Source organism: Vibrio sp. 10N.222.48.A3 (genome assembly GCF_041475345.1).
Lineage (GTDB): Bacteria > Pseudomonadota > Gammaproteobacteria > Enterobacterales > Vibrionaceae > Vibrio > Vibrio tasmaniensis_A.
The window spans coordinates 1-629 of the sequence record NZ_JBFRVX010001653.1 but is presented as its reverse complement, the minus strand read 5'-3'; the positions used below and the strand labels follow the sequence as shown (position 1 = coordinate 629).

At 39.9% G+C, this 629-nt stretch carries 1 protein-coding gene; it reads left to right on the top strand.

The features are described 5' to 3' along the window. The first annotated feature begins 59 nt into the window (after positions 1 to 59). On the top strand, positions 60 to 551 hold the full coding sequence (locus tag AB4653_RS28280; RefSeq protein WP_017082548.1) for a hypothetical protein: 492 nt from the start codon (positions 60 to 62) through the stop codon (positions 549 to 551). The last annotated feature ends 78 nt before the right edge of the window (positions 552 to 629 follow it).

Genomic DNA, 629 nt, shown 5'->3' with positions numbered 1-629 from the left:
ATGGAAATATTCAGCGAGAGGGTTCACAAAAATTTTCAACACTATGAAAAAAAACAACAATGCCATTTGAAAACAAATATGCTTACTTCTTATATACTCCTTTGCTGTTCTGGAGTATAAATGCGTTTTCCGTTCAACTTACATATGCAGACGAAGTTTCTGCGTTTAAAGCCGCAGGCTATAGCTTCGATGGCAAATCTTGGCGTAGTAATTGTCAGGAATTTCGCTTCACCTCATTGGGTGAAATAACTGTTGTACGAGATTTGAATGGTGATGATCAGCCTGAGGTGATTATCACAGAAAGTAATACATATTGTTATGGAAATACTGGCTATCACTATACTCTCGTCAGTAAATGGAACAATAGTAGTTGGAAGCTAATCACCAGTGGAGTTGGAATACCGAATTTTATAATTACTCAGGAACCTCACGGTTGGCCGGATATTGAGATAGGCGGCCCGGGTTTTTGTTTTCCTGTCATGCGTTGGAATGGCCGTAATTATGTATTTAGTCGGTATCAATATAACGAGGCTCCTTGTTCTCTACAATAATTCACGATGCTACATTAACAAAGCCCCAATAATGTGCACCGCAACACGCTTCACCGCCTGTACGCATGAGTGGCATAT

Excerpts from the sequence above, each read along its gene's own strand:
- AB4653_RS28280 (WP_017082548.1), top strand. The coding sequence starts at position 60 with ATGCCATTTGAAAACAAATATGCTTACTTCTTATATACTCCTTTGCTG.